We start from the raw sequence: 20270 nt of genomic DNA on the forward strand, positions 1-20270 counted from the left end.
CGCCGGTCGGGTGAATCGCTCTGGGGGATATATCTGTATTTAGTGCTCTTTATCCCGGATGCCTCGCCGCTCGCCCCGGACCCCCCGCTGTGATCGCGCTCATCGTCGCCCACTTCGCGCTGGCGGCCTGCGCGGGTCCGCTGGTGCACCGGCTCGGCCGGCGGGGCTTCGTCGTGCTGGCGCTGCCCCCGGTGGCCGCCACCGTCTGGGCCTTCACCCGCTGGAACGCCGCCGCGTCCGGCGGCGCGGACACCTGGAGCTGGGAGTGGATCCCGGACTACGGGGTCGCGCTCGATCTGCGGCTGGACGCGCTCGCGGAGCTGATGGTGCTGCTCGCCGCCGGGGTCGGGGCGCTCGTCCTGCTCTACTGCGCCTCCTACTTCACCGACGACACCCCGCAACTGGGCCGGTTCGCGGGGAACCTCCTCGCCTTCGCGGGGGCGATGCTCGCCCTCGTCCTCGCCGACGACCTGATCACGCTCTACGTGTTCTGGGAGCTGACCACGGTCTTCTCCTACCTGCTCATCGGCCACGGCAGCGAACACCGGCACAGCCGCCGCTCCGCCCTCCAGGCGCTCGTCGTCACCACGTTCGGCGGCCTCGCCATGCTCGTCGGCTTCCTGATCCTCGGTCAGGCCGCGGGCACCTACCGGATCTCCGCGATGGTCGCCGATCCGCCCGAGACTACCCTCGCCGTCTCCGTCGCCGTCGTCCTCGTGCTGTGCGGGGCCCTGTCGAAGTCCGCCATCTGGCCGTTCTCCATGTGGCTGCCGAACGCCATGGCCGCGCCGACCCCCGTCAGCGCCTATCTGCACGCCGCCGCGATGGTCAAGGCCGGCGTCTACCTGGTCGCCCGGCTCGCCCCCGCCTTCGCCGACATCCCCGTCTGGAAACCCGTCGTCCTCGTCCTCGGCGGCGCGACGATGCTGCTCGGCGGCTGGCGGGCGCTGCGTCTCAACGACCTCAAGCTCGTCCTCGCCTACGGGACCGTCAGCCAACTCGGCTTCCTCACCCTGCTCGCCGGGACCGGCAACCACGACGCCGCGCTGGCCGCCTTCGCCATGATCCTCGCCCACGCGCTGTTCAAGGCCCCGCTGTTCCTCGTGACCGGGATCGTCGACCATGCGGCCGGCACCCGTGACCTGCGGAAACTCTCCGGGGTCGGGCGCTCGCTGCCGTACGTCGCCGGGGTCGCGGCACTGTCCGCCGCCTCCATGGCCGCCCTGCCGCCCCTGCTCGGCTTCGCCGCGAAGGAAGCCGCCTTCGCGGCGCTGCTCCACGGACCGACCGCCGACCGGTGGGCGCTGGTCGCCGTGGTCGCGGGCTCCGCGCTGACGACCGCGTACACCCTGCGGTTCTTCTGGGGCGCCTTTCTCCGCAAGCCCGGCGTCCCCGACACCCCCGTCCACCGGGTGGGCCCGGCCTTCCTCGCCCCGCCCGCGCTGCTCGCCGTGCTCGGCCTGGTCCTCGGCCCGGCCGTCAGCTGGACCGACCGGCTGCCCAACGCGTACGCCGACCTGTTCCCGGCCGAGCCGGACCCGTACCACCTCGCCCTCTGGCACGGATGGGGTCTTGCGCTGCTGCTGTCGGCCGTCGCCTGGGTGGCGGGCGCCGTGCTCTTCCTCGGCCGGACCCGGGTCACCCGGCTCTCCCGGCGGATCGCATGGCCCACCGCCGACAGCGTCTTCGGCCATCTGCTGCTCGGGCAGGAACGTCTCGCCCTCCAGGTCACCGGCTTCATCCAGCGGGGTTCCCTCTCCGTGTACCTCGCCACCACGCTGCTGGTCATGCTCGGCGGACAGTTCGCCGTCCTCATGGTCGACACCCCCTGGGAAGGAGCCGTGCGCCCCCGGCTCTGGGACAACCCGCTCCAGGGCGCCGTCGCCGCCCTGACCTGCGCCGCCGCCCTGCTCTGCCTGACGGTGCGGCGGCGCATGAAGGCCGTGGTCCTCGCCGGGCTCACCGGCTACGGCACCGCGCTGCTCTTCGTCGTCCAGGGAGCGCCGGACCTGGCGCTCACCCAGTTCTGCGTCGAGACCGTCGCGATGATCGTCTTCGTGCTGGTGCTGCGCCGGATGCCCGTCCACTTCCAGGAGACCGTGAGCACCTGGCGGCGGGCCACCCGCGTCCCCGTGGCGCTCGCGGCGGCCGCGACGGTCGGCGTCGGGATGTGGGTGGCCGCCGCCGCACGCACCGCCGCACCGGCCGGCACCGCCATGGTCCAGGAGGTCGCCGACCACGGGCTCAAGGACGTCGTGGCGACCATCCTCGTCGACCTGCGCGCCTGGGACACGATGGGGGAGTCCGCCGTGCTCGCCGCCGCCGCGATCGGCGTCACCAGCCTCATCTACCTGCACCGCCGCAGCGAGGGCTCGATGGCCCAGGAGGAGTTGCGGGGCCGCACCGCCTGGTCCCTCTCCGCCCACCACTCCTCCCGGCTCCCGCAGGGCGACGACGCCGCCCCCGAACGCAGCTGGCTGGCCGCCGGGGCGACGCTCGCCCCCGAACACCGCTCGGTCGTCTTCGAAGTGGTGGCCCGGCTGCTGTTCCACCCGATCCTCGTGCTCTCGGTCTATCTGCTGTTCTGCGCCGAGTCCCTGCCCGGCGGCGGATTCGTCGCCGGGCTCGTCGCCGGGGTCGCCCTGATCACCCGCTACCTCGCGGGCGGCCGTTTCGAACTCGCCGAGGCGGCCCCCCTGCAGCCCGGTCTCTTCACCGGCCTCGGACTCTTCATCTCCACCGGGGTGGGCCTCCTCGGGCTCGGCGAGGGCACCGTCCTGCACGCCTTCACGTACTACGGACACCTGCCGGTCTTCGGCAAGTACCACCTGAGCACCTCGGTCCTCTTCGACTTCGGCGTCTACCTGCTGGTCCTCGGCGTCGTCCTGGACATCGTGCGGGCCCTCGGCGCCAAGGTCGACCGGCAGATCGAACGGGCCGCGGGCGTCCTCGCCCCCGACGGCGGGCCCGAGGCGGGAGGGCCCCTCCGATGATCGTCAGCGCCTCGCTCATCGCCACGGCCGTCGTCCTCTGCGCCGTCGGCGGCATCCTCATGCTCACCCGCCCGCTGACCCGCATCCTGCTCGGCGCCGTCATCCTCGGCAACGGCATCAACCTCCTGGTGCTCTCCTCGACCGGTCGGGCGGGCGCCGCACCCCTGCTGTACGGGGTGTCGCTGAGCCGGGTCACCGACCCGCTGCCCCAGGCCATCGCGCTGACCGCCATCGTCATCACCCTCGCCACCACCGCGTTCCTGCTGGCCATGGCCTACCGCAGCCACCAGACCACCGGCACCGACGAGGTCCACGACGACCTGGAGGACCGGCGCATCGTGCTGCGCGCCGAAGTCCTGGGCGAACGCGACCAGTTGCGCGAGCAGTTCCGGTCGGGAGCCGAACCCACCGCCGAGGAGCGCGAACGCTACCGCGAGGAGCGCCGCCGGCTCCGCGACCGCCTCCGCGCCGACCGGGCCCGCCAGGCCCGCGGCCGCGACGCCTCCGGCAACCTCTGGAACGACGTGCTGGGCGCGGACCCGGAGGACTACGCCCGCGACGGCGACGCCAAGGCGGACGACCGCTACCCCCGTGACCGAGGAGCCGACGGATGAACGCGCTCGTCCCGCTGCCGGTGCTGCTGCCCCTGTGCGCCACCGGACTCAGCCTCGCCTTCGGCACCCGGCTGGGGCGCTTCCAGCGCTTCATCAGCGTCGCCGTGCTCACCGCCGTCACCGCGCTCTCGGTGATCCTCATGGTCGCCGCCGACCGGCAGGGCCCGCTCTCCGTCCACCTCGGCGACTTCGCCCCGCCGCTCGGCATCACCCTGGTGGCCGACCGGCTCTCCGGGCTGATGCTCACGGTCTCCTCGGCCGTCACGCTCTGCGTGCTCGTCTACTCCCTCGGCCAGGGCATGACCGACCGGGACAAGGAGACCCCGCTCGCCGTCTTCCACCCGGCCTATCTGATCCTCGTCGCCGGGGTCTCCTGCACCTTCCTCGCGGGCGACCTCGTCAACCTCTACGTCGGCTTCGAGATCATGCTGGTCGCCAGCTTCGTCCTGCTCACCCTCGGCGGCACCGGACCCCGCATGCGGGCGGGCTCCACCTACGTGATCATCTCGCTGTTCTCATCGATGCTCTTCCTCACCGCCATCGCCATGACCTACGCGGCCACCGGCACCGCCAACTTCGGCCAGCTCGCCGTGCGGCTGGCCGAACTCCCCATCGGCGTACAGACCCTGATCCAGGCGCTGCTGCTCACCGTCTTCGCCATCAAGGCCGCCGTCTTCCCGCTCGCCGCCTGGCTCCCCGACTCCTACCCCACCGCCCCGGCCCCTGTGACCGCCGTCTTCGCCGGACTCCTCACCAAGGTCGGCGTCTACTGCATGCTGCGCACCGAGACCCTGCTCTTCCCCGGCAACCGCCTCGGTGACCTCCTGATGGCCGTCGCCCTGGCCTCCATGGTCATCGGCATCCTCGGCGCGGTCGCCCAGACCGACCTCAAGCGACTGCTCTCCTTCACCCTGATCAGCCACATCGGCTACATGGTCTTCGGGATCGGCCTCGCCACCCGCGAGGCGTACGGCGGGGCCATCGTGTACGTCGCCCACCACATCACCGTCCAGACGACGCTGTTCCTGGTCGCCGGGCTCATCGAACGCCGAGGCGGCACCACGGAGCTGACCCGGCTCGGCGGTATGGCCAGGGCGGCGCCGATGCTCGCCGCGCTGTTCTTCGTCCCCGCCATGAACCTCGCCGGGATCCCCCCGCTCTCCGGCTTCATCGGCAAGCTCGGGCTGATGCGGGCGGGCGTCGCCGACGGCAGCGGCTGGGCCTGGGTCCTGGTCGCCGGCTCGGCGGCCACCAGCCTGCTCACCCTGTACGTGGTCGCCAAGGTCTGGAACCTCGCCTTCTGGCGCGCCGCCCCGCCCGGCCAGGCCGCCACCGGGACCGTCCTGGAGTCCGGCGACGACAGCGACGAGGACACCGACGCCGGACCCGACCACATCCCCGGCACCGGCGACGAGGGCATCGGGACCACGGCCCCGCCCGCCGGGCAGGCCGTCGCCGCGACCCTGCACGGGCGGGCCGTCACCACCACCAGCCGACTGCCCCACCCCATGGTCGCGGCCACCGCCGCCACCATCGCGATCGGCCTCGCCTTCACCGTCTTCGCCGGCCCGCTCACCGCCTACACCGACCGCACGGCCGCCGAACTCCTCCAGCGGGCCCCCTACGTCCAGGAGGTGCTGGGCCGGTGAAACGTGTTCTGGGCTTCTCCTTCCGCAACGCCGACCTGCCGCCCCTGAGCTTCGAGTTCGGCACGCGCCGGCAGCGGGTGCTCGACCTGCCGCTGATCGCCTGGCTCACCGTCATCTGGGTGCTGCTCTGGTCCACCCTCACCTGGGCCAACGTCCTGACCGGCCTGGTCGTCTCGGTCGCCGTCTGCCTCGCCTTCCCGCTGCCCAGGGTCGACCTCGGGCTGCGGCTCCACCCCTGGGGCATCATCTGCCTGGCGGGCTATCTCTTCCACGACATGTACACCTCGGGGGTGAAGGTCACCCGGCAGACCTTCTTCGGCCTGCCGCACCGGGCCGCCGTCATCGGCGTCCCCCTGCGCTGCCGCAGCGACCTGATGCTCGCCGCCACCGCCGTCGCCGTCTCCAACGTCCCCGGCGGCTCGATCATCGAGGTCCGCCGGGCCACCGCCACGGTCTTCCTGCACGTCCTGGACGCCGACCTGCCCGAGGAGCTCGAAGCCGCCCGCCGCAAGGTGTGGCGGATGGAGGAGCTGACCGTACGGGCCTTCGGCACCCGTGACGAGATCGCCCGGGTCGCCGAACCTCCGCCACCGCCCCAGCTCGCCGCCGGGAGGCCCGCACCGTGACCGCACCCGAACGGGTCGACCAGGCCCTGCTGACCTGCGCCGTCGTCCTGGTCCTCATCGCCGGGGGACTGCTGCTGGCCCGGATCTGGCGTGGCCCCTCCATGCTGGACCGGGCGATCTCGCTGGACGTCTGCGCCGCCCTGATCATCGCCGGTCTCGCCGCCAAGTCGGCCTTCGCCCGGGACCCGTTCTACTTCCCGATCATGCTGGTGCTGGCGTTCCTCGGCTTCACCGGCTCGGTGGGCATCGCCCGTTTCATCGCCGTACGCGACCGGCCCCGCAGTCCGGCAGGCCCCCCTCCGCACTCCGACGACGCCCAGGAGGGCCCGCGGTGAACCTCTGGCTCCAGATCCTCGACACGGCGGGCGCCGTCCTTCTCCTGGTCGGCGCCGCGATCTGTCTGCTCGGGGTGATCGGCATGCTCCGGCTGCCCGACGTCCTCTCCCGCAGCCACGCCGCCACCAAGCCGCAGACCCTCGGCATGATCCTGGTGCTGGCCGGGGTCGCACTGCGGCTGCGGGGCGGCATGGAACTCGCCACCCTCGCCCTCATCGCCTTCTTCCAGATGCTCACCGGACCGGTGGCCTCACACCTGGTGGCCCGCTCCGCCTACCGCACCGGCCAGATCGACCACAGCGAGCTGCTCTTCGACGAGCTCGACGAGCAGCTCACCGATGGGAAGTGAGCGGGTTCTGCCACCCCGTCCCGGCCAAACCCCCCACGGCCCCGGGCCCGCGTGCCATGATGCGGGCAATGCCGGACGCTGGGGGGCGTATGGGAAGCACGGGCACCGTGCTGCGCGAATTGCGCGGCGCACAGAAGAGCGCCAAAGGCGTCTCGCTCTACTCGCGGTACGTGAACCGGCCCGCCGGCCGTGTGCTCGCGGCCGGGGCCTACCGGGCGGGACTGACGCCCAACCAAGTGACGCTGATCAGCGCGGTGTTCACGTACAGCGCACTGGCGTCGGTCGCGCTCGTCGAGCCGTCCTGGACGCTCGCCGTGCTGGTCTACGGCGCCCTCGCGGTCGGTTTCGCCTTCGACTCCGCCGACGGGCAGCTCGCCCGGCTCACCGGCCGGGGCGGGCCCGACGGGGAATGGCTGGACCATGTCGTGGACTGCGGGAAGCTGCTGCTCGTCCACGCCGCGGTCCTGATCTCCTTCTACCGCTTCGGTGAACTGCCCTCTGACAGCTGGCTGTTGCTGCCACTGGGCTTCCAGCTGGCCGCCGTGGTCACTTTCTGCGCGGGGCTGCTGCGCGAACACCTCGGAAAGGCGGCGGCGAGTGCCCGGGGCCCGTCCTGGGCCGCGGCGTCGGCGGCGGGCCCCGTCTCGCGGGTACGGGCCGTGGCCCTGCTGCCCGCCGACTACGGGGTGTTCTGCCTGGTGTTCCTGCTGCTCGGCGCACCCGGGGCCTTCCGCGCCGGGTACGCCGTGCTCGCGGTCGTGCACACGCTGTTCCTGGCGGCATTCCTCGCCAAGTGGTTCAGGGAGCTGAAAGCGCTCCGGGCCGGCTGACGAGGACGTCCAGCGCCCGGCGCAGCTGGGTGCTGGACGTGTGCACGGTGTACGGGAAGTAGACGACCTCCACGCCCACTTCGGCGAAGTCGCGCTCCAGCTTCATCCCCTTCTCCGTGCCCCGCCAGTCGTCGCCCTTGAAGATCACGTCGAACCGGACCTGCTGCCAGGTCTCGACCTTGTCCGGCACGGTCTCCACGAACGCGGCGTCCACGAAGCGCACGCTGCGGACGATCTCCAGTCGTTCGCGGAGCGGGATCACCGGCGTATGGCCCTTGGCGAGCGCGGCCATCTCGTCCGACACGACCCCCGCGACCAGGTAGTCGCACTGGCTGCGGGCATGCCGCAGGATGTTGAGGTGCCCGACGTGGAACAGGTCGTACACCCCGGGTGCGTAACCCACCCTGTGCTGCACCATCCGTATCTCTCCCCCCACGGTGAACGTGATCCGGTGATGTTCCAACGACCTTACTGTGAAGAACACTTGTGCAAGCCGTGAACGGATAAGCTCGACGGGGGCTGTTCCTCGCCGGGAACAGCGGCTGTCGTGGGGGGAAGGCGATCGTCCGATGTCCGATGCTGCGAGGCCCGGTCCGATCCGGGGCCGCCGACTTCTGCTGGTCTCGACCAACTACGCTCCGGAACTCACCGGCATAGGCCCGTACGCCACCCAACTGGCCGAGCACTGGGCCGCGTCCGGCGCCCGCGTCCGGGCGCTCACCGGCATGCCGCACTACCCCTCCTGGCGACTGGAGGAGAGCTACCGGCGCGTGTGGCGGACGGTGGAGATACGCGGCGGCGTCGGCGTACACCGACGCCGCCACTACGTGCCCCCCCGCCAGACAGCCCTGAAACGCGCCGCTTTCGAAGCCAGCATCCTCGCCACCGGACTGATCGCACCGCCGCCCGGCCGCCCCGACGTGGTGATCTCCCAGATGCCCAGCCTCGCCGGCGGGGTCATCGGGGCGCGCCTCGCCCGGCACCACCGCGTGCCCTATCTCCCCGTCGTCCAGGACCTGATGGGCGCCGCCGCCGCGCAGAGCGGCATCCGGGGCGGGGGCCGGGCCGCCGCCGTCGCCGCGGCCGCCGAGCGGTACGCGTTGCGCGGTGCGGCCCTCGTCGGCGTCATCCACGAGAGCTTCGTCCCCGGCGTACGGGCCCTCGGCGTCGACCCCGGCCGCATCCGCCTCGTCCCCAACTGGACGCACGTGCAGGGCCCCACCGCCGACCGGGCCGCGACCCGGGACCGGCTCGGCTGGCCCGACGGCGTACCGGTGATCCTGCACTCCGGCAACATGGGCCTCAAGCAGGGCCTGGAGGTCCTGGTGGAGGCCGCCCGCCTCGCCCCCGGCGTCCGCGTCGTCCTGATGGGCGACGGCAACCGGCGCGACGCCCTGCGCGCCCGCGCCGAAGGGCTCGCCAACGTGGAGTTCCTGACGCCCGCGGGGGGCGACGAGTTCACCGACGTGCTGGCCGCCGCCGACGTCCTCGCGGTCACCCAGCGCGCCTCGGTCCTCGACATGAGCGTCCCCTCCAAGCTCACCTCCTACTTCACCTCGGGCCGCCCCGTGATCGCCTCCGTCGCCGACGAGGGCGGCACCGCCGACGAGGTCCGCCGCTCCGGCGCCGGAGTCCTCGTCGCCCCCGAGGACCCGGCCGCCCTGCTGGAAGCCGTACAGAAGCTCGCCGCAGACCCGGCCGCCGCCGATGCCCTCGGGGCCGAGGGGCCGCGGTACGTCGCACGCCATCTGAGCCGGGAGGCGGGACTCGCCCGTTTCGACGACCTGCTCGCCGAGGTCCTGCGGGACGGACAGGACAGTGGCCGCCGATGACATCTGTGAACCGGGTCCTGGACGACCACGACGAGCCGGCGCTCCTGCGCGACCAGTTCCGCCAACTCCTGCGCTACCGAACCCTGCTGGCCGTCGGCGTGGTCGTCGGACTGCTCGGCGGCGGCTATCTCGCCCTCGGCGGCGAGAAGACGTACACCGCCACCGGGGAGGTCCAGGTCCGGTCGGCCATCGCCGACCCCTTCGCCGCCGGAGCCACCGCCGACAAGGGCATCAACATCGGCTCCGAGCGCCAGACCGCCGTCAGCGACACCGTCGGCACCCTGGCCGCTGGCACCCTCCTCAAGGAAGGCGACGACGTCACCGCCCGCAAGCTGCTCGCCGGACTCCAGGTCACCAACCCGCCCAACACCCTCACCCTCCGCTTCTCCTACACCGGCGCCACCCCCGAACAGTCCCGCGCCCGCGCCGAAGCCCTCGCCAACGCCTATCTCGCCCACCGCAAGGCGCGCACCGAGGAGAGCATCGAGAACATGGCGGGCGGCTACCGCGCCCAGCTGAAGCCGCTGGAGGAGAAGCGCGACCTCCTGGAGGAACAGGCCGGTGCGGGAGCGGCCGACGACGTCACCAGCGCCCGCGCCAACATCATCGTCTCCATCTCCGAGCTGAGCCGGAAGATCTCCGAGCTGAAGGCCCTGGACACCACCCCCGGCTACCTCAACAAGAGGCCGGTCGCCCCGGCGTCGCCCACCGGGGCGGGCCTGCCCCTGCTCCTCGGCCTCGGCGGTGTCGTCGGCCTGGCGCTCGGGCTGCTGCTGTCCTGGGTGCGGCTCGTCTTCGACCCCGCCGTACGCTCCGACCGCGAACTGGTCCGCTCGCTCAGCGCGCCGCTGCTGGGCACCCTGCCCCGGGAGCGCCCCGCCGGGACGGGGCTGCTCGCCATCGGCCGCGGCGGCTCCCGGCTCGCCGAGGAGTACCGCGCGGTCGCCTTCCGGCTCGCCTACGACCCGTCGTTCGCCGAGAGCCGCCGCCTGCTGGTCACCGCCCCGCGCGGGGACAACGCGGCAGCAGCAGCCGCTGCCGCCAACCTCGCCGCCGCCTTCGCCGAGATGGGCCGGGACGTCCTGCTCGTCGAGGCCGACCTGCGCACCCCGGCCCTCGCCCGGCAGTTGGGCTCCGCCGCCCACGAGACGCGTTCGCCGCGCTGGGCCGCCGAGGAGGGTGACGGCAGCTGGCCCACCGGCACCCGCTCGGGCGTGGACGTCCCCGGCTCCGGGGCCTTCACCCTGATCCCCGGTGCCGCCGTGGACAACGTCCCGCGCGCTCTCACCTCACCGCCCGTCGGCCGGATCGTCGGCGAGGCCGACAGCCCGGGCACCGTCGTCATCGTGCTGGCCCCGCCCGTCCTCGCCTACGCCGACGCGGTCGCCCTCGTCGACCGGGTCACCGGCGTCATGATCGTGTGCGACCCGCGCGAGGTGCACCGCAGCGACCTGGAGCGCATCCGCGAGATCATCAGCGCCTCCGGCGGCTCCGTCCTCGGCGCCCTGCTCCACCCGTCCCGGGGCCGGCTGCGCCGTGCCGAGCGCCGCCCGAAGTCCGCCCGCCGCCGCTCCGGAGGCTCGGGACCGACGGCCCCCACCGCCGAGCCGGACAGCCCCGGGGCCGGCCAAGACCCCACCGAGACCCTCGGCCTGCGCTCCCTGACCCTCCCCGCGTCCCGCCGGTGAGAGCCCGCACCGCCGTCCTCTGCTCGGTCGCGGACCAGGGCGTGGCGGCGCTCACCAACATCCTGGTGCTGGTGGCCGCCGCCCGGCTCTCCACCCTCGCCGACTTCGCCCGCTTCTCCGCGGCCTACCTGGTCTTCACGGTGCTGCTCGGCGTCTCGGGGGCGTACACCGGCCAGCCCCTCGTCCTCAAGCGAGGAGCGGGGGAGGAGACCCGGGGCGCCTGCCGGTCCGCAGTGACGTTCACGGTGCTCGCCGCCACCGTGCTCGGCGCGGCGCTGGCCGCCGTGTGCGCCCTCGTCCCCGGCGACACCGCCCGCGCCCTTCTGATGCTCGGCCTCGTCCTGCCCGTGGTGCTGGGACAGGACGCCGTACGGTACGCCTTCTCCACCCTCCAGCGGCCCCATCTCGCGCTGCTCTCCGACCTGTTGCGGCTGGGCTGGGTGCTCGGGGCCCTCTCCGTGCAGGACTACGGGACCTCCCCGGCCCGGCTGATCGCCGTCTGGGGCCTGTCCGCCCTGCCCGCGCTAGTGCTCTCCGCCACCCTCCTGCACCGCGCCACCGCCGGTTGCCCGCTGCGGCTGCGCCCGCTGCTGCGGCGCGGCCACCTCGGGCAGCGCTTCACCGTCGAGTTCGGCGTGGGCAACGCGACCGGCCAGCTGTCCGTCCTCGGCCTCGGCGCGGTCGGCAACCCCCTCCTGGTCGGCGCGCTGCGCGGGGCGACCACCCTCTTCGGGCCGCTCAACGTGCTGTTCACCTCGGCCACCTCCTTCGGCCCGCCGATCCTCGGCCGCATCGGCGACGAGCGCCGCCGGATCCGGGCCGCCGCCGCGCTCGCCGCCGTCCTCGCGGGCCTCGCCGGGCTCTGGGCCACCGTGCTCGCCCTGCTGCCCGACACCGCCGGCCGCCAGCTCCTCGGCGACACCTGGCCGGTGGCGGCCGACCTGCTTCCGGCGACCGGCAGCCAGTACGCGGCGATGGCCGTCGGCACCTGCGGGCTGCTCGCGTTGCGCATGCTCGACCCGCGCACCACGCTCGCCATCCAGGTGGCCTTCTCGCTCATCGCCGTGGCGTTCCTCGCAGGCGGTTACACCGTCGGGGGCGTCCCGGGCGCCGCCTGGGGGCTGTTCCTGGGCTCGCTCTGCAAGGCCGCCGCCACCTGGATCAGGGTGGCCGGGCTGCGCCGTCGTACCGCGGGGCCCGACCGGACCGTGGCGGTCGCCGAGGACGCGGTCGGCGGACGGGCCTGAAACGGAGGCCGGGCCTGGGGTCAGCGGCGGCGCCCTGCCCGCCGCTCCCTGTAGGTGCTGATCGCGACCAGGCACAGCGCGGCGATGGCCAGCTTCCCCGCCGCCTGGAGGAGCGGGCCGCGCAGCAGGATGAAGGTGTATCCGGCGATCAGCGGCGCGGCGATGGCCAGCACGCTCCCGGGGCCCGGCCCCGCCCGGGTGACGGCCAGGGCGTAGCGGCGGTCGGTGCGGGCCGACGCGTAGCCGATCAGCGCCATCCCGCCGATCGTGCCGGCCGCACCGAGATCGACCCAGAACTCGGTCCACAGCGGGGCCGAGAGGTTGGTCATCCGCAGCCCCATCCACTGGCCGACCCGGACGCCGGTGTCCTCCGGCTTCCCGCTCCACACCGCCCGCGGCACGAAGAACAGGCCGGAGCCCGCCAGTTGGCGGCCGTAGGTGTGGCCCCGGGTGTCGACCCAGGAGATGGTGTTGGCGAACATCACCATCTGGTCGTAGTCCTTGGTCACCAGCGGATCGAAGACCGAGGCCGACTGCACGGACCGCTGGCTCCCCTCCTCGTAGCGGAACCTGTCCGCGTACGGGAACAGCACCAGCGCCCCCACCACGCCCGCCGTCAGCACCGTCCGGTAGATCGCCGCACTGCTCGGGAACGCGGCGAACACGAACGCCACCACCACCGTCAGGAACCAGTAACGGGCGTTGGAGACCGGGTTGTTCACCAGCAGGTTCAGTGCCGCCAGCGCCACCCACACCAGCACGGTCGAGGGTCTGCGCCGGGCCCGGTAGGAGGTCGCCAGGCGGCGGGTGTAGAAGAGCAGCGCCAGCAGCGCCGGGACCTGGCCGAAGCCCTTGAGGAACGCCGAGCCCACATGGGACCCCTCCGTGACGACCCCGCTCGCCGCGACGGTCTCGTTGATCTCCTGCCGGCTGGCGAAGAAGACCGAGGGTCCGCCGAGCTTCAGCACGTAGAAGGCGCTCGCCGTGAACGCCAGCAGCACCAGCAGCCGCAGCCGCAGCGGATGAGCGACCGCCGGCCCGCCGCCCGAGCCCCGCGCGGGCGTCCGGCGGCGCAGCGGACGCCGGGAGGCCAGCAGCGCCCCCAGGTCGTAGGCGGCACACCCCACCAGAACCATCGCGATGGCCGTGACCAGGTCCTGACGCGGCCCCACCATCGGCGTCGGGGTCTGCCCGATCACCACCTGGGCGAACGGCGCCACGCCCATCGCGATGTACACGAACATCCAGAAGACGCCCTGGAGCAGCCGCCGCCGTGTGGAGAGGATCATCGTCGCAAGACGGGCCCCCGCGTAGCAGGTCAGCACCAGCTGGAGCCAGTACGCCGTGTCCCGGACCCCGCTGCCGGGCTGGGCGGCGATCACGGCGGGCAGGAAGCAGACCAGGCCGAGGATGAGCGGCACGGACAGCGCCCGCGACAGCATCGACCAGGCGATCGGTCGCTCCGGAGGGCCGCCGGGCCCCCGCGCGTCCACGACCGTGGGGGCGGCCTGCTCCCGCGCCGAGGTGTGCACCGACGTCATGCGCCCCCCCGGGATCAGTGAACCACTGAACACTCTAACGAATCAGCCCACTTGAGGGGGGCCGATGGCTACGCTGTGAATACTTGGCCATAGTCGAGGGGAACTCTGGTGAAAATCCTGCACGTTGTCACGCTCCACACCCCGGACCATGCCTTCGGCGGTCCGACACGCGTGGCGTTCAACCTCTCCAAGGTCCAGCGTGCGCACGGCGACGACGCACGCGTCATGGCCCTCGGCGACGGCTTCCCCCACGGTGAACTGCCCAGCCATGTGGAGGGAGTTCCGGTCCACCTCTTCCAGGCCCGGCACGTCCTCCCGATGTTCGAGGTCAGCGGCATCGCCTCCGCCGGGCTGCTGAACACCGCCCGCCGCATGATGCGCGGCGCCGACCTCGTCCACGTCCATCTGATGCGGGACCTGGTGACCCTGCCCGCGGCCCTCCTCGCGCTCGCGACCCGTACCCCCCTGGTCGTCCAGACCCACGGGATGATCGACCCGACCGAGAAGAAGGTCGCCCAGCTCACCGACCTCCTCGGGGTCCGCAAGGTGCTGCGCGAGGCGGACGCCGTGCTGCACCTCACCGAGATGGAGCGCGTCGACGTGAACGCCGTCGCCGCACCCGTCCCGCTCACCCGTACCGTCCGGCTGGTCAACGGCGTGCGTCCGCAGGAGCGCAAGCCCGCCCGCGAGCCCGGCCGTCCGCCCACCGTGCTGTATCTGGCCCGGATCCAGGAGCGCAAGCGGCCCGAGGACTTCGTCGCCGCGATGCCGCACGTCCTCGCCCGCCACCCGGACGCCCGCTTCGTGCTGGCCGGCCCCGACACCGGCGCGCTGGCCGGCACCCTCGCCCTCGCCCGGAAGCTCGGGGTGGCCGAATCCCTGGACCACGTGGGCCCGTTGGAGCACGACGAGGTGCTGGCCGCCGACCGTGAGGCCGATGTGTATGTGCTGCCCGCGATCGAGGAGCCGTTCCCGGTCTCGGTGCTGGAGGCGATGTCGGTCGGCACCCCGGTCGTCATCACCCGCACCTGCGGACAGGCCCCCGATGTGGCGCGGGCGGGTTCGGGCCGGGTCATCGACAGCCGGGTCGGCGAGGACGCGGCCAACGCCCGCAAGGTCGCCGACGCCGTCCTGGAGCTGCTGGAGCCGGAGGCCGCCGAGCAGGCGGGCAAGGCGGCCTGGGAGCTGGTGAACGAGCAGTTCACCATCGAGGCCGTCACCGCCACCCTCCGGCGGACCTACGAGGACGTGGTCCGCCGGAGGTGAGGATGAGCGGCTGACGTATCAACGGATAGGCTTCTCACGGGACTTGAGCGCGATCTGCCAGCGGTAGAAGCTCATCGCCAGCGCGAAGTCGAAACCCGCCCGGCCGTCCAGGAATCCCCGCTTGTAGAGATACATGTAGGCGAAGGAGACCACCGGCTTGAACGGCGCCTTGTGGAACAACTGCCCCTGACGCGACTTGACCTGGCGCACCTGCTCCTTCACCTGGGGGTGGTGCTCCAGCCAGGCCTCCCAGTCGGAGTAGCGGTTGTGCCGCTCGAACCAGGCGGTCACCGGGTCGAGGTCCTGGTGCTCGATGGGGTGGGTGAGCGTGCCCACGCTCGCCGCGACCGGTTGGTAGTGGCCCTCCACCTCCCCGATCCCCGGTGCGTCCAGGTCTCCGACCTCCGGGTAGTGGCAGCGGGTCCGGTCGGTCAACGACCGCTTGCGGATGGTGTATCCGTGCCGCAGCCGCTTCCCGGAGAACCAGTAGCCGAGCGGTATGTCGTACGCGGCGGGCTTCGGCGCGGCCGGGTTCCGGAAAGTCTCCCGCAGCTCGGCCAGCAGACCGGGGCTGAGCCGCTCGTCGCCGTCGAGCAGCAGGATCCAGTCCAGGTCCGTGCGGACGTTCTCCAGGCACCACTGCTTCTTCCGCGGGTGCCCCCCGTCCCAGGTGTACGTGACCACCTCGGCTCCGCACTCCTCGGCGATCTTCACCGTGTCGTCGGTGCTGTGGGAGTCCACCACGACGACCGCCTCGAAGTGGCCGAGCACCGATTTCACCGCCTCCGCGATGTTCAGCCCCTCGTTCTTCGTGGGGATCGCCACGGCTATCGGGAGTTTCGGCGTACCTGCGGTCATCCCGCGGCTCCTTCGGGCAGCCAGGCGTAGCAGCCTGTGGACGTGAACGTACGGGCGGAATCGGGGAGGGTGATCTTCCGGGACTTCCCGGTGTCGGAGGTGCCGGAGGCCAGCTCCTTACCGCCCGCCCCTTCGATCTGCCAGGCGCAGTCCGTGGTGGGGGATGCCGAGCGGTACACGCCCGGACGGAGCTTCTTCCCGGTGTGCTTGCCGTCCGGGTAGCCGTACGCCGCCTCGTCGACCAGGTCCTGGTGCTGGGTGCAGAGCCCGGCGACGGCGTCCTTCGCGTCGGGGACCTCGCCCGTCACGATCGCGCCGACCGCGGTGTCCCGGTCGGCCTTGACGAGGTAGCGGAGCTTGTCGCAGGTCTCCTGGCCGGTCTGGAGCACGGCCGCCGGGTCCATACCCTTCGGCACCCGGTCCTTCAGATACTCCTTCTGCTCCTTGGTGAACGTCCCCGTGGCCGGGGTGATCTCGTCGACGGGCGTCTTCGGGCCCTCGGCCGTGGCGGCCGGAGCGGACGCCGTGGGCTCCCCGGCGGGCGGTGTGGCGGGCTCGGTGGCCGTGGTGGCGGACGGGCCGGGGGCGGCGGGCCCGGAGGCCGCGGGGCGCTGGGCGCCCGCGGCCTCCGGGTCGGTCCCGTCCGCGGACGAGCCGCAGGCGGCCAGCGCCGCCGCCGTCAGGACGACGGCGGCGCAGGCCGGGAACGGGTTTCTCATCGCTCAGCCGTTCCTCAGGGCGTAGTGCGCGCTGATCGTGGATCCGCTCAGCGCGCTCGGGTAGATGGCGGTCTCGTCGATCTGCCCTTCGAAGAAGTTGCTGGTGGGACGGTTCGGCCAGCCGGACAGGTTGTCCCCGCCGACCCGCCAGTAGCCCGGCTGGCTCTCGTTGCCGGAGACCAGGATGTTCGACGCGCGCAGCTGCCCGTCGACGTACAGCGACATGCCCTGGCCCAGCGGACCCTGGGTGGCGACGACGTGGTGCCACTGGCCGTCGTTGTACGCCCCCGAGGTGGCGATCGTGCGGGTGCCGCCGCTCTGGACGCCGAACACGAGGCGCCCGTCGTTGCGCATGTAGACGTGCTTGTCGTGACGGGTGCTGTTCTGCTGGGTCATGTTGCCGAAACCGACGATCTTCCCGCCCCGCGTCGTGGTCGTCCTGATCCAGGTCTCGATGGTGAACCGGGCGGGCTGGGTGTGCAGCCGGTTGCTGTAGGCGTACTCGTCGGTGCCGCTGAACCCGATCGCCGTCGAGGGCCCGGCGACCGCCGCCGGGGTCTGCCGGTAGGCGGGGCCGTTGCGCATGAAGCCGTTGTTCAGATTGCCGCTGCTGTCGTGCGCGAAGGTGGAGGCGCCCTCGTCCCAGCGCCAGTAGAGGCTCGCCCCGTCGGACCTGACCCGCGCCGGGTACGCCTCCGTCGCGCTCGCCACCGTGGCGGACTGGGCCGGGGACTTGGCGCTGGTGTTGGTGCCGTCGCTCGCGGTGATCCGGTACGAGTGGGTCTCGCCCGCCGCGACGTCGGTGTCCGTCCAGGTCAGCTGCGGACGGTCCCAGAAGACCGAGTAGCCGGTCGTCGTGTGGATCGGGGTGTTCGAGCCGTCCTTGTAGATCCGGTAGGTCAGCTCACCGTCGTCGGTGTCGAAGCTGGTCTGCCAGTTCACCTCGATCCGCCCCGGGGTCAGCGTGGAGAGACTGACGTTGGGCACCCAGGGCGCGCCTGTGTCCGGGCCGTCCGCGAACCGGGTCAGACCCTGCTGCGGCTTGGTGTTGACGGTGGTGAACTCACCGCCCACCCACAGGTAGTGACGCCCGCCGCTGCTCGTCCGGGTCATCACACGCGGCCCGACGGGCTCCCCGATCCCGTCGTTGGTGTCCGGGAACCAGGGCAGCAGCTTGGGGTCCTCGACCGACTGGGCCAAGAGGTGCTTGCGCGGCTGGTCCGGGAACGCGCCCATGCTGGCGCAGTCGTGGGCGTGGCTGCCGCTGTACAGCACCCCGGAGTGCACCAGCACGGCCTGGGTCGCGCCGAGGCAGGTGTCGCGCCAGCGCTGCTCGAAGTTGTCGAGGTTCAGCGCGATGCGTCCGTCGAACACACCGCCGCCGGTGCCTTCGTTGCCCGTGTAGAAGCCCTCCGCGTCCGTGGTGATGTCCTGGACCGTGGAGTTGTTGTGGATGAACCCCGGGTAGGCCTTGGTGAGCTGGCCCGTGGTGGCGTCGACGACGGCCAGGGCGTGGGTGTTCGTGCCGTTGATCCGGAAGAAGTCTCCGCCGAGCAGGACGTACCGCCCGTCCGGGGTCACCTCGACGGCCCGTGCGACCTCGTCGGCGTTGGCCGCGAAGGGCAGCAGTGAGGCTCCGGTCGTGACGGCGGCGAAGTGGCTCCTGGTCTGCCCGCCGACTGTGGTGAAGTCGCCCGCCAGATAGACCGTGTCGTCGGTGACGGCGAGCCCCCGCACGGTCGCCGAGACCCCGATCTTGAAGGAGTTGCTGACCGTGCAGGTCTCGGTGTCGATCGCCGCGATGTTGCTCACGCCGACGCCGTTCACGGCCCCGAACTGGCCGCCCGCGTAGAGGGTTTCGCCGTCCGGGGAGAGAGCGAGGGCCCGTACGGTCGCGGTCCCCGAGGAGATGGTGAAGGACAGCGAGCAGTCCGTGGGCGCCCCGGTCGCCGCGTCGAACGCGGCGAAGTTCACCGCGGACTGTTCGTTCGTGCCGGGGGCGGCGGTGGGGGGCCGCAGGGTGGAGAAGGTGCCGCCCGCGTAGACGACGCCCTCGCCGGCGGCCATCGACCAGACGATGCCGTTGGTCTGCCAGGTGGTGAGGTCGTCCGCGGTGATGGCGACCGGTGGTGTCAGCGCCGCCGCCCCGGAGGCCCCGACCGTGGTCGCGGTCAGGGCTCCGGCCAGCAGGCCGAGAGCGGCGGAGGCGGCCCGCAGACGGCCGCGCCCTCCGCTTCTGCGCCCCGTACTTCCGTTCATCATTCAGCTCCGAAGGTGAGATTCACGCTGCGGCCCGAAGGCCGCGGATGCTGCCTCGCCCGACCGGCCGGGGGGACGGTGCGTCCCCCCGGGGGCCGGGGCGAGTGGGGAGGCGGGGCCGGGGCCCCGCCCGTGGCCGGCGCGTCGATCTCCACCGAGCGGTCGGTGGAGATCGGCGGTGGCGCCGGTGATCGTCCCGGGCACGGGCGCTACGAGCGCCGACCGGGAGTCATGGGCGGCCGCCGGCCCGGTGCGGGCGGCGGCGGTCACGCGGTCCTGTCGACCCGGTAAGGGGACGGCGGACCGGCGGCGGAGCAGGCCGGCCCGGCCACCGGGGGAGCGGCGCCCGTCGCGGCGACGCCGTTCCACCGGCCCACCCGGACGGCGGTGGGGCCCGTTCACCGGCCCACGCGCACGGTGGCGCGGTCCCGTCACCGGTCCACCCGGACAGCGGCCCCGGACAACTGGTCGGCCAGCTTGCGGATGTCGGCGTCGACCATGATCCGGGCCAGCTCCCGGGACTTCACCTCGGGCTTCCACCCCAGCAGCTCCTCGGCCTTGGAGGCGTCGCCGATCAACGCGTCGACCTCGCTGGGACGTTCGTACTTCGGGTCGTAGCGCACGTGCTCGCGCCAGTCGAGGCCCGCGTGCTCGAAGGCGTACTCCAGGAACTCCCGCACGCTGACGCCCTCGCCGGTGGCGATCACGAAGTCGTCGGGGTTGTCGCACTGGAGCATCCGCCACATGGCGTCCACGTACTCCGGCGCGTACCCCCAGTCCCGGACCGCGTCCAGGTTGCCCAGGTGCAGCCGGTCCTGGAGCCCCGCCTTGATCCGGGCGACACCCCGGGTGATCTTCCGGGTCACGAAGGTCTCGCCCCGGCGCGGCGACTCATGGTTGAAGAGAATCCCGTTCACCGCGAACATGCCGTACGCCTCGCGGTAGTTGACCGTGGCCCAGTAGGCGTAGACCTTCGCCACGCTGTACGGGCTGCGCGGGTGGAACGGGGTCTTCTCGTTCTGCGGGGGCGGACTGGCGCCGAACATCTCGGAGGACGACGCCTGGTAGATCCGGGTCTGGATACCGCTGGCCCGGACCGCTTCGAGGAGCCGGATGGTCCCGAGCCCGGTGACGTCGCCGGTGTACAGCGGGGCGTCGAAGGACACCCGCACATGCGACTGCGCGCCCAGGTTGTAGACCTCGTCGGGCTGGATGTCGCGCAACAGGTTCACCAGCGCCACACCGTCGGACAGGTCCGCGTGATGCAGGACGAAGGAGCGCTCCGGCTCCTCGGGACCCTGGTAGATGTGGTCGATCCGCTCGGTGTTGAAGCTTGAGGAACGGCGTATGAGCCCGTGCACCGTGTATCCCTTGTCGAGCAGCAACTCGGCCAGATACGAACCGTCCTGGCCTGTCACTCCGGTGATGAGCGCGGTCTTCGCCACGATTCCCCCTTCTCTGCT

General features: G+C 72.2%; 17 protein-coding genes. 11 read left to right on the plus strand and 6 right to left on the minus strand.

Features of this window, described 5'->3' with window-relative positions; all coding sequences use genetic code 11:
- Window positions 1–89 precede the first annotated feature (89 nt).
- The 7 genes from RNL97_RS25965 (at window position 90) to RNL97_RS25995 (ending at window position 7397) form a co-directional block, all read left to right on the plus strand.
- Complete coding sequence (locus RNL97_RS25965) at window positions 90–2993, plus strand: Na+/H+ antiporter subunit A (protein ID WP_243315472.1); 2904 nt, start codon at window positions 90–92, stop codon at window positions 2991–2993.
- Window positions 2990–3607 (plus strand): Na(+)/H(+) antiporter subunit C, encoded by a 618-nt coding sequence (locus RNL97_RS25970; RefSeq protein WP_030581478.1) that lies wholly within the window; start codon window positions 2990–2992, stop codon window positions 3605–3607. The genes RNL97_RS25965 and RNL97_RS25970 overlap by 4 nt, the downstream gene beginning before the upstream one ends.
- Window positions 3604–5256, plus strand: a complete 1653-nt coding sequence (locus RNL97_RS25975; RefSeq protein ID WP_313751255.1) for a Na+/H+ antiporter subunit D — start codon at window positions 3604–3606, stop codon at window positions 5254–5256. Before RNL97_RS25970 ends, RNL97_RS25975 begins: the two co-directional genes overlap by 4 nt.
- Entirely contained in the window at window positions 5253–5882 is a 630-nt protein-coding gene (locus RNL97_RS25980) for a Na+/H+ antiporter subunit E (RefSeq protein WP_313751256.1), read from the plus strand. The genes RNL97_RS25975 and RNL97_RS25980 overlap by 4 nt, the downstream gene beginning before the upstream one ends.
- Window positions 5879–6217: an MrpF/PhaF family protein gene (locus tag RNL97_RS25985; RefSeq protein WP_030581486.1), complete on the plus strand. Its 339-nt coding sequence runs from the start codon at window positions 5879–5881 to the stop codon at window positions 6215–6217. Before RNL97_RS25980 ends, RNL97_RS25985 begins: the two co-directional genes overlap by 4 nt.
- Entirely contained in the window at window positions 6214–6567 is a 354-nt protein-coding gene (gene mnhG / locus RNL97_RS25990) for a monovalent cation/H(+) antiporter subunit G (protein WP_030581489.1), read from the plus strand. The genes RNL97_RS25985 and mnhG overlap by 4 nt, the downstream gene beginning before the upstream one ends.
- A gap of 89 nt (window positions 6568–6656) precedes the next feature.
- On the plus strand, window positions 6657–7397 hold the full coding sequence (locus RNL97_RS25995; protein WP_030581492.1) for a CDP-alcohol phosphatidyltransferase family protein: 741 nt from the start codon (window positions 6657–6659) through the stop codon (window positions 7395–7397).
- On the opposite strand, the gene RNL97_RS26000 is transcribed toward RNL97_RS25995, so the two are convergent.
- Window positions 7366–7815 carry an FAD synthase family protein gene (locus RNL97_RS26000; protein ID WP_243315473.1) on the minus strand — a complete coding sequence of 150 codons (450 nt, stop codon included), beginning with the start codon at window positions 7813–7815 and terminating at the stop codon, window positions 7366–7368. The two genes, RNL97_RS25995 and RNL97_RS26000, sit on opposite strands and share 32 nt — an antisense overlap.
- 151 nt (window positions 7816–7966) lie before the next feature.
- Here RNL97_RS26000 and RNL97_RS26005 point away from each other — a divergent pair, with 151 nt between their 5' ends.
- Genes RNL97_RS26005 through RNL97_RS26015 form a run of 3 tightly spaced genes read left to right on the plus strand, consistent with a single transcriptional unit; the run spans window position 7967 to window position 12164 of the window.
- Window positions 7967–9229 carry a glycosyltransferase gene (locus RNL97_RS26005; RefSeq protein ID WP_313751257.1) on the plus strand — a complete coding sequence of 421 codons (1263 nt, stop codon included), beginning with the start codon at window positions 7967–7969 and terminating at the stop codon, window positions 9227–9229.
- Window positions 9226–10917, plus strand: coding sequence for a lipopolysaccharide biosynthesis protein (locus RNL97_RS26010; protein WP_243315474.1), 1692 nt, complete (start codon window positions 9226–9228; stop codon window positions 10915–10917). The genes RNL97_RS26005 and RNL97_RS26010 overlap by 4 nt, the downstream gene beginning before the upstream one ends.
- Window positions 10914–12164 carry an MATE family efflux transporter gene (locus tag RNL97_RS26015; protein ID WP_030581503.1) on the plus strand — a complete coding sequence of 417 codons (1251 nt, stop codon included), beginning with the start codon at window positions 10914–10916 and terminating at the stop codon, window positions 12162–12164. The genes RNL97_RS26010 and RNL97_RS26015 overlap by 4 nt, the downstream gene beginning before the upstream one ends.
- A gap of 20 nt (window positions 12165–12184) precedes the next feature.
- Here the strand turns inward: RNL97_RS26015 and RNL97_RS26020 are convergent, their stop codons facing one another.
- Window positions 12185–13705 (minus strand): hypothetical protein, encoded by a 1521-nt coding sequence (locus RNL97_RS26020; protein ID WP_243315475.1) that lies wholly within the window; start codon window positions 13703–13705, stop codon window positions 12185–12187.
- Between the two features lie 108 nt (window positions 13706–13813).
- Here RNL97_RS26020 and RNL97_RS26025 point away from each other — a divergent pair, with 108 nt between their 5' ends.
- Window positions 13814–14971, plus strand: a complete 1158-nt coding sequence (locus RNL97_RS26025) for a glycosyltransferase (RefSeq protein ID WP_030581510.1) — start codon at window positions 13814–13816, stop codon at window positions 14969–14971.
- Window positions 14972–14989: 18 nt separating this feature from the next.
- Here RNL97_RS26025 and RNL97_RS26030 read toward each other — a convergent pair whose 3' ends face one another.
- The 4 genes from RNL97_RS26030 to gmd form a co-directional block, all read right to left on the minus strand.
- Entirely contained in the window at window positions 14990–15829 is an 840-nt protein-coding gene (locus tag RNL97_RS26030) for a glycosyltransferase family 2 protein (RefSeq protein ID WP_030581513.1), read from the minus strand.
- On the minus strand, window positions 15826–16548 hold the full coding sequence (locus tag RNL97_RS26035) for a hypothetical protein (protein WP_313751258.1): 723 nt from the start codon (window positions 16546–16548) through the stop codon (window positions 15826–15828). Before RNL97_RS26035 ends, RNL97_RS26030 begins: the two co-directional genes overlap by 4 nt.
- A gap of 3 nt (window positions 16549–16551) precedes the next feature.
- Window positions 16552–18810: a LamG domain-containing protein gene (locus RNL97_RS26040; protein ID WP_050500022.1), complete on the minus strand. Its 2259-nt coding sequence runs from the start codon at window positions 18808–18810 to the stop codon at window positions 16552–16554.
- A gap of 428 nt (window positions 18811–19238) precedes the next feature.
- Window positions 19239–20252, minus strand: coding sequence for a GDP-mannose 4,6-dehydratase (gene gmd / locus RNL97_RS26045; RefSeq protein WP_030581522.1), 1014 nt, complete (start codon window positions 20250–20252; stop codon window positions 19239–19241).
- Between the last annotated feature and the right edge of the window lie 18 nt (window positions 20253–20270).

It is taken from the genome of Streptomyces parvus (genome assembly GCF_032121415.1).
Classification (GTDB): domain Bacteria; phylum Actinomycetota; class Actinomycetes; order Streptomycetales; family Streptomycetaceae; genus Streptomyces; species Streptomyces globisporus_A.